Source organism: Nonomuraea diastatica, from assembly GCF_004349015.1.
Taxonomy (GTDB): Bacteria; Actinomycetota; Actinomycetes; order Streptosporangiales; family Streptosporangiaceae; genus Nonomuraea; species Nonomuraea diastatica.
This window is the reverse complement of record NZ_SMKP01000061.1, coordinates 43074-51474: the sequence shown is the minus strand read 5'-3', so window position 1 is coordinate 51474 and position 8401 is coordinate 43074. Positions and strand designations below refer to the sequence as shown.

The window sequence follows — 8401 nt, the reverse complement described above, 5'->3', positions numbered from 1 at the left end:
CCCGGACGCACGCCCCCGCACCGCCAGACCCCGCACCACCAGGCTCCGCCGTCCGGGCACGCCACAGACTCGCCGCCGCACCCCCAAGTCTCGCCAGCCTGGCGCGCGGCATCCGACCCGGGTGCCGGGCGGGAGAAGACGGATGGTGACGTGAGCGGGGCGAGCGGCGGGGGGCCGGTCGTCGCCTACGCCGTCGGCGCACTGGGCATGGGCGCGTTCGTGGCGCTGTACAACGCCGCCGGCTTCCGCCTGTCCGCGCCGCCGATCTCGCTCAGCCCCGCCGCCGCATCCCTGGTCTTCCTCGCGTACGCCATGGGCGCCGCCTCGTCGGCCGCCGCCGGACGGGTGGCCGCCCGGTTCGGACGTACGCCTGCTCTCGTCACGGCGCTGATGGTCACGGTGGCGGGCGCCGTCATGACCGCCCATCCGGCGCTGCCGCTCGTCGTGCTCGGCTTCGCCGTGCTGACCGCCGGGTTCTTCGCCGCGCACGCCATCGCGAACGCCTGGGCCACCGCCGATGCCGCGCCGCGGGCCCGCGGCCGCGCCGCCGGGATGTACACCCTGGCCTACTACCTGGGCAGCGGCGTGGGCGGCAGCGCGGGCGGCGTCGTGTACGGGCACGCGGGCTGGACCTGGCTGGTGGTCCTGACGTCGGCCTGGCTGCTGCTGGCGGGCCTGGCCGTCCTCGTGTCACCCGCGGGGAGGAGACAACGGCTCACACCGTAAGGCATGACGGTTCCGCGGGGGAACGACGGTCAGACCGTAAAGGCACCACGGTCCGGAGTGCGAGGGCGCGACAGGTCAGGCGGTGAGGGCGCGCTCGAGCGCGTCGGCGAGCCACAGGTGGGTCGAGCCGAGCGTGGCCTTCTCCCCGCGGACCTCGCTCACGAGCCGCCAGTAACGGCGGAAGCGCGGGTCGCGGTCGGGCGCCACGTTCGCCAACAGCTCGCGCCGGAACGCGGGAGTGTCGCCGACGCCCCGCACCGCGGCGTGCACCGCCACGAACCGGTCCAGCTCGGGCCCGGGACGCGGTGCCTCTCCTGCGATGATGAGCGGCTCGACCAGCGCGCACGCCTCGCCGACGCCGTACATCAGCTCGTCCTCGTCGCGGATCGCTTTCACGTTCTCCAGCGCGCGGGCGCGCAGGAGGCGCGTCAGCGAGCGGTCGGCGACCAGGGCGACCAGCTCGGCGTACGCGACGACCTGAGGCGGGGTCGGATTGACGGGCGGGACGGGAACGGCCATGGCCACGAACGACGCGAACATCTCGTCGGAGATGGGCGCCACCATCTGCCGCCGCCAGAATCCGATCAGCTCGTTGCGGGCGGCGGTGCCGTGCTCGACCGCGGCCAGCAGGTCCAGCCGCGCCGCCCGCTCGGCCGGGCCCGCCTCCTCGACGGCGCGCAGGGCGGCCCGCCGCCAGGCCAGCCCGGCGAGCTGGACGTCGAGCGCCGCGCGCTCCTCCGCCACCGCCTCGGCCACGGAGTGCTCGCCGGCGAGCACACGCGCGATCGCGGCCAGCCCCAGGCCGAGCCCGCGCAGCCGCCTGACCATGCCGAGCCGTTCCACCGCGGTGCTGTCGAACCTTCGGTGGCCGCCGGCGCTGCGCACCGACTCGATGATGCCCTCGTCGCAGTAGAAGCGGATGTTCCGCACCGGTACGCCGGTCAGCGCCGCCAGATCGCCGATGCCGAGCGTGTCGTGCCTCACAACCACTTGAACCTCCACCGGGCTGGAGTTTCTACGGTACCGGCGTACCCGTTGAGAGGAGTTTCGCCATGACGACGCTGGACACCGCCCGGCTCGCGGAGGGGTTGCGGGAGCAGACGGCGGGGTTCGCCCGCGCGGTCACCGGCGGCGACCCGGACGCCTGGGTGCCGACGTGCCCGGAGTGGCGGCTGCGTGAGCTGGCCGGGCACATCGGGCACGCGCACCGGTGGGCGGCCGAGCTGGTGCGCGAGGCCGCGCCCGTGCCCATCGCCGACCCCGCCACCGACGATCCCGGTCCTCGGGACACGTGGGCGCGGTGGCTGCGGGACGGCGCGGAAGAGGTGATCGGCGCGGTCCAGGAGGCGCCCGCCGACGCCCGGGTCTGGTCGCTGATGGGTCCGACGCCGCCGGTGTTCTGGTTGCGCAGGATGCTGGGCGACACGGTCATCCACCACTATGACGCGGCGGCCACGACCGGCGCCGCGTTCGACGTCGCCGACGACCTGGCGGCCGACGTGATCTCCGAGGGGATGGGGCTGCTCGCGGTGCCGGCCGCGGCGGAGTTCAAGCCGGAGCTGGCGGAGCTGCGGGGCCGGGGCGAGACGATCGTGCTGCGGCCTGACTCGGGGCAGGACTGGATGATCACCAGAACGCCGGACGGAATCCGTTGCGATCGCGGGGGCGGCGACGGCGACGTCGTGGTGTCGGGCTCGGTGACGGAGCTCATGCTGGTGTTCACCCGGCGCGTGCCCCCGCGGAACGTCACGGGTGACCGCGCGCTGCTCGACCACTGGCTGGCGCACACCGCGTTCTAGCCCCAGGCGATCCGCTCCTCCAGCAGCGCCTGCTGCGCGGGGTTGGCGGTCAGCGCGAGGGCGCGCTCGTCGGCCCGCCGGGCCTCCGCCCTCCGGCCGAGATCGCGCAGTAGCTCGGCGCGGGTGGCGTGGAAGAGCGGGTAGCGGCCGAGCACCTCGCCGAGCTCCTTGAGCTCGGCGAACGCCGCCTCCGGGCCGTCCACGTACCGCAGCGCGATGGCCCGGTTGAGGCGGGCCACGGGCGACGGGGCGAGGCACAGCAGCATGTCGTAGAGCACGACGATCTGCCGCCAGTCGGTGCCCGACCACGACGTGGCCTCGGCGTGGCAGGCCGCGATGGCCGCCTGCAGCTGGTACGGCCCGGGACGCCGGTGCGTGCGGGCCGTCCGGGTCAGGATCCGGATCGCGTCCTCGATGGCGGCGTGGTCCCACAGGGAGCGGTCCTGGTCGGCCAGCAGCACGAGCCGGCCGTCCGCGCCGAACCTGGCCGCGCCGCGGGCCCGGTGGAGCCGGATGAGGGCCAGCAGCCCGGCCGCCTCGGGCTCGTCCGGCATCAGCCCGGCCAGCAGCGAGGCCAGCCACTCGGCGTCGTCGACCAGGTCACGTGCCTGGGCCCGCTCCAGCGTGCTGGACAGGTAGCCCTCGTTGAACAGCAGGTAGATGACGGTGAGCACCTCGCGCAGCCGCTCGGGCCGCTCCCCGGCCGCGGGCACGCGGTACGGGATGCCCGCCTCCGCGATCTTTCTCTTGGCGCGGGTGATGCGCTGGGCCACCGTGCTCTCCCGGGTCAGGAACGCGGCGGCGATCTGCGCGGTCGTCAGCCCGCACACCACCCGCAGCGTGAGCGCGATTTGCGCCTGCCGCGGCAGCGCGGGGTGGCAGCAGGTGAAGATGAGCCGGAGCCTCCCGTCGGTTTCGCCCGGCTCCGGCACGCACAGCAGGGCGAGCTTGTCGCGGTGGTTGCTCTCGCGGCGCAGCAGGTCGAGGCCGCGCCGGCGGGCCACGGTGTACAACCACGCCTCGGGCCGCTCCGGCACGCCGTCCTCCGGCCAGCGCACCAGGGCCTTCTCCACCGCGTCCTGCACCAGGTCCTCGGCGGCGGAGAAGTCGCCGAGCAGCGTCACCAGCGAGGCGGCCAGCCGGCCGGCATGCTCGCGCACCACGCGAGCCAGTTCGGCGTGGGGGACGTCCGTCATGGCCGCGCCCGCTCCTTCTCGTGTTCCACGGTGTCCATCGTCCCGTCTCCTTCGGTCGTCGTTGGGCAGACGATCGGGGACCTGCCGTATGCGACATCAGATCAGAGTTCGACGTAGGTGTCGGGGTCGCCGCCGAGCCGTCCGCCACCGTCGAGCTCGGCCATCCTGGCCATCTCCGCGTCCGACAGGCTGAAGTCGAACACCTCCAGGTTCTGCCGCATGCGCTCGGGGTGGGCCGACTTGGGGATCGGCACGGCGCCGAGCTGCAGGTGCCAGCGGAGCACGACCTGCGCGGGGGTGCGCGCGTGGGTGGTGGCGAGGTCGGCGACGACGGGCTCGTCGAGCAGCTTGGAGCCGCGGCCGAGCGGGCTCCACGACTCGGTGACGATGTCGTGCTCGGCGTGCCAGGCGCGCAGCTCGCGCTGCGTGAAGCCGGGGTGGAGCTCGACCTGGTTGACGGCCGGCAGGACGCCCGTCTCCTCGGCCAGCCGCTCGATCTGCGCGGGGGTGAAGTTGGAGACGCCGATCGAGCGGGCCAGACCCTGCTCGCGCAGGTGGACGAAGGCGCGCCAGGTGTCGGCGTAGAGGTCGCGACCCGGCAGCGGCCAGTGGATCAGGTACAGGTCGACGTAGTCGAGGCCGAGCCTGGCCCGGCTCTCGTCGAATCCGCGCAGGGCCGCGTCGTAGCCGTGGTGGGATCCGCGCAGCTTCGTGGTGATGAACAGGTCCTCGCGGTCCACGCTCGCCTCGGCCACGGCGGCTCCCACCCCCGCCTCGTTGCCGTAGCTGGCGGCGGTGTCGATCAGCCGGTAACCGAGCGATATGGCGTGTTTCACGGCCTGATGCGCTCCGTCGTCGTTCATGGGCCACGTGCCCAGACCGAGGCGCGGCATCGGGCGGCCGTCGCAAAGCATGATGGTCATGGCCACACCCTTGCCCGATACCCACCCGAAACAACCACTTCTGTCGCATTCGTGCCCTCGCCGCTCACCGAGGAACGCGGCGTACGCGCTGGGCCCCGATCAGCCCTCGAGGTAGCGCAGGATGGCCAGCACGCGGCGGCTGTAGCCGGGTTCGCGGGGCAGGTCGAGTTTGTCCATGATGGCGTTGACGTGCTTCTCCACGGTGCTGAGCGAGACGTGCAGGCGCTCGGCGATGGCGGCGTTGACCAAGCCCTGCGCCAGGTGCCGCAGCACCTCGCCCTCACGCGGGCTCAGCCTGCTCAGCGGGTCGGCGTGGGTGGTGCGGGCGAGCAACTGGCGCACCACCTCCGGATCGAACGCCGTGCCGCCCGCACGCACCCGCTCCAGCGAGTCGAGGAACTCGCCCACCTCGGAGACCCGGTCCTTCAGCAGGTAGCCGAGCCCCTCGGTGGGCCCGGCCAGCAGTCTCGTCGCGTAGTGCTGCTCGACATACTGTGAAAGGACGAGGACGCCGACGCCGGGCAGGCGGCCGCGGATCTCCAGCGCCGCCCGCAACCCTTCGTCCTTGTGCGTCGGCGGCATCCGCACGTCGACCACGGCCACGTCGGGCCGGTGGCGCTCGACGGCGTCGAGCAGCGCGGGCGCGTCACCCACGGCGGCGACCACCTCGTGGCCCGCGTCGTCGAGCAGCCGGGTCAGCCCTTCGCGCAGCAGCACGGAGTCGTCGGCCAGGATCACCCGCACGGCGGCGCCTTCGGCAGCGACGCGATGATCCTGGTGGGACCGCCGGGCGGGCTGTCGACGGTGAACGTGCCGTCGAGGGCCATGACCCTCCTGGCCAGCCCGGACAGGCCGCCGCCCGAGGGGTCGGCGCCGCCCTCGCCGTCGTCTGAGATCGCCACGCTCACCACCTGATCGTCCTCGTCCAGCACCACCAGGATGTCACGGGCGCCGGCGTGCTTGATCGCGTTCGTGATCGCCTCGCGGGCCACGAAGTAGAGCGCGGTCTCCACCGCGGAGACGGGCCGCCCGGCCAGCCCGTCGTGCACGGTCACCGGCACGCTCGACCGTTCGGCGACACCCGCCAGCGCGGCGTGCAGCCCCAGTTCGTCGAGGGCGGTCGGGTAGATCCGCCAGGCGACGCTGCGCAGCTCGTCCAGCAGCCGGCGCGACTCGGTGTAGGCCTGGCCGACCAGCTCGGCGGTCCTGTCGTGGTCGCGGGTGTGCCGGGCACGGCCGAGCAACATGGCCAGGGCCACGCCCCGCTGCTGCACGCCGTCGTGCAGGTCCCGCTCGATCCTGCGCCGCTCGTCGTCGACGGCTCTGACGATGCCCGAGCGGGTGGCGGTCAGCTCGGCGATCCGCCTGCGCATCAGCTCCTCGCCTCCCGGGCCGAGGAAGCGGGCGGCCAGCCGCCGTTCGAGCGCCGCGACCCCCACCACGAGCAGGGCGGTCACCGCCAGCAGCACGATCCCGCCGGTCAGCCCGAGCGTCCATGCGCTGGTGACGAGCCGCACGCCGGGCAGGTCGAGCGGCACCGTCTCCGACCCGCCCGCGATCAGCTCCCACGACCCACCGGCGAGCAGCAGCCCGCCGACGAACAGGGCCACCGCGCAGACGTAGCCGCTCAAGACGCCCAGCGCGGCGCGGGCGGCGAGGAACGCGTAGCCGCTGTCCGGCCGAGCCGTCTCGTGGCCGAACCATCGGGACAGCCTGGCCCGCTCGGCGGCCACCAGCCGATCCCGCCCCCGCGTCGCGAGCGGCCGGACGGCCGGGATCAGCGCCGCGGGCCACGCCACCATGAGGAACGCCAGCTCGGCGAGGCCGAGGACCATCCCCAGGAGGACCCCGGCCAGCAGACGAACGACCACGATCCCCGGCACGGGCGCGAGTCTAGGCGTCACGGTGGCGCAGCACGGCGAATCCGGTCGCCAGCGCCGCCGCCGTCCAGGCGAGCAGCCAGACCAGCCCCTCCCCCGCGGAGTACGGGATCGGCCCGCCGGTCAGGTTGTCCGTGCTGCCCATGAAGGCCAGCCCGGCGAACGTCGGAAGGCGCATGGAGGCGTCCACGGCCACCGGAGCGCCGCTCATCAGCAGGAGCAGCGGCAGACCCATGAGCAGCATGAACACCGCGGTCAGCGTGCCGGCCGCGCTGCGCATCGCGGCCCCCGCTCCCACGGTCATCACCGACACGAGCGCCAGGAACACCCCCGCTCCGAGCAGGTCGGGCACGACCTCGCCGACCGGCGTCACGACCGGGCCCCCGAACACGTCCGCCGACAACACCACGTAGACGCACGCCGCCGCCACGGCCCCGGACACCACCCCGGCCGTGAACATCACCGGCCCCACGACCAGCGCCTTGGCCGCCAGCACCACGCCGCGGGCGGGAGTGGCCTGCAACGTGACCCGGATGCTTCCCGAGGCGTACTCCGACGTGACCACCAGCATCGCCGCCGCCACCATCGCGAACTGGACGAACGACGTCGCCGACACCACCGGCTCGCCGGCCGTCATCCGCACGCCTGAGCCGCCGTCGCGCAGCGCCTCGGTGACCGTCGCGCCCCCCAGCGTGACCGCGCTCAGCACCATGAGCGCCAGCGCGCCGGCCAGGCACCACCACGTGGACCGCACCGACCACAACTTGCTCCACTCGGCCCCGACAGCCCGCCACAGCGTGCTCATGCCCCGGCCCTCCCCGCGCCGTACTCGACGCTCTGCGACGTCAACTCCTGGTAGGCCTGCTCCAGCGACGCCTCGCGGGTGCGCAGCTCGTGCAGGCGGATGCCGGCCTCGTGCGCCAGGTCGCCGACCCGCTCGACGGCGGCACCGGTGGCCTCCAGTTCGTTCTCGCCGAGCCGGTCCACCGCGATCCCGGCGGCGCGCAGGCGTACTGCCAGGTCTCCCGCGTGCGGCGTGCGCACGAGCACGGCCGTGAGGGAGCTGCCCGCGATGACGTCGGCCAGCGGCGCGTCCATGATGAGCCGTCCCTTGCCGATCACCACGAGGTGGTCGGCGGTGAGCTGCATCTCGCTCATCAGATGGCTGGAGACGAACACCGTGCGCCCCTCGTCGGCCAGCGACCGCATGAGCCCGCGCACCCACCGCACGCCGTCCGGGTCGAGCCCGTTGACGGGCTCGTCGAACATCAGCACCTGGGGATCCCCGAGCAGTGCCGCCGCGATGCCGAGCCGCTGGCTCATGCCCAGCGACAGCGCTCCCGCGCGCCTGCGCGCCGCGCTCGCCATGCCGACCGTCTCCAGCACCTCCGCCACCCGCCGCCGCGCGATGCCGTTGCTGCGCGCCAGAGCCGCCAGGTGCGCATGACCGCTGCGCCCCGGGTGCAGGGCGCGCGCGTCGAGCAGTGCCCCGACCGTGCGCAGCGGGTTCCTGATCTTCTGGTACGGGACGCCGCCGACCAAAGCCGTGCCGGAGGTGGGCCGGTCAAGGCCGAGGACCAGCCGCATGGTGGTCGACTTGCCGGCGCCGTTGGGGCCCAGGAAGCCGGTCACCGCGCCCGGCTTCAGGTCCAGCGACAGGTCGTCGACAGCGAGCCGGTCGCCGTACCGTTTGCTCAGGTTCTTGAGACTGATCACACTGCCCCACGCTAGGCAGACGCCGCTCCGGCCACCATGGGGGCGATCCGCCGACCTCGATGGCGGAAAGCCGTAAACCATTTCATGACCGTGCAGGCCGGCTGAAAGCCTCGATCTTTACGCTTTTCCCTTTGGCCGTGCCTGAACGTCTGTGAGGTCGT

At 73.4% G+C, this 8401-nt stretch carries 9 protein-coding genes; 2 read left to right on the top strand and 7 right to left on the bottom strand.

Annotation, left to right across the window (positions count from 1 at the left end; all coding sequences use genetic code 11):
- A partial coding sequence (locus E1294_RS22005) for an MFS transporter (RefSeq protein WP_132510974.1) occupies positions 1–726 on the top strand: 726 nt, incomplete at its 5' end.
- Positions 727–801: 75 nt separating this feature from the next.
- Here the strand turns inward: E1294_RS22005 and E1294_RS22000 are convergent.
- The gene (locus tag E1294_RS22000) at positions 802–1716 is read right to left on the bottom strand and encodes a MerR family transcriptional regulator (protein WP_220447865.1); all 915 of its coding nucleotides are present in this window, start codon (positions 1714–1716) and stop codon (positions 802–804) included.
- Between the two features lie 62 nt (positions 1717–1778).
- Here E1294_RS22000 and E1294_RS21995 point away from each other — a divergent pair, with 62 nt between their 5' ends.
- A complete protein-coding gene (locus tag E1294_RS21995) occupies positions 1779–2525 on the top strand; it encodes a maleylpyruvate isomerase family mycothiol-dependent enzyme (RefSeq protein ID WP_220447864.1) in 747 nt (248 codons plus the stop codon).
- Here E1294_RS21995 and E1294_RS21990 read toward each other — a convergent pair.
- The 6 genes from E1294_RS21990 to E1294_RS21965 form a co-directional block, all read right to left on the bottom strand.
- Positions 2522–3721, bottom strand: a complete 1200-nt coding sequence (locus E1294_RS21990) for an RNA polymerase sigma factor (protein WP_132510972.1) — start codon at positions 3719–3721, stop codon at positions 2522–2524. The genes E1294_RS21995 and E1294_RS21990 overlap by 4 nt on opposite strands.
- 101 nt (positions 3722–3822) lie before the next feature.
- Positions 3823–4644 carry an aldo/keto reductase gene (locus tag E1294_RS21985; RefSeq protein WP_132510970.1) on the bottom strand — a complete coding sequence of 274 codons (822 nt, stop codon included), beginning with the start codon at positions 4642–4644 and terminating at the stop codon, positions 3823–3825.
- 99 nt (positions 4645–4743) lie between these two features.
- The gene (locus E1294_RS21980; RefSeq protein ID WP_132510968.1) at positions 4744–5388 is read right to left on the bottom strand and encodes a response regulator; all 645 of its coding nucleotides are present in this window, start codon (positions 5386–5388) and stop codon (positions 4744–4746) included.
- Positions 5379–6527 (bottom strand): sensor histidine kinase, encoded by a 1149-nt coding sequence (locus E1294_RS21975; RefSeq protein ID WP_246083183.1) that lies wholly within the window; start codon positions 6525–6527, stop codon positions 5379–5381. Before E1294_RS21975 ends, E1294_RS21980 begins: the two co-directional genes overlap by 10 nt.
- A 10-nt stretch (positions 6528–6537) precedes the next feature.
- On the bottom strand, positions 6538–7329 hold the full coding sequence (locus E1294_RS21970; RefSeq protein ID WP_132510966.1) for an ABC transporter permease: 792 nt from the start codon (positions 7327–7329) through the stop codon (positions 6538–6540).
- Positions 7326–8240 carry an ATP-binding cassette domain-containing protein gene (locus tag E1294_RS21965; RefSeq protein WP_132510964.1) on the bottom strand — a complete coding sequence of 305 codons (915 nt, stop codon included), beginning with the start codon at positions 8238–8240 and terminating at the stop codon, positions 7326–7328. The genes E1294_RS21970 and E1294_RS21965 overlap by 4 nt, the downstream gene beginning before the upstream one ends.
- Positions 8241–8401: the final 161 nt, after the last annotated feature.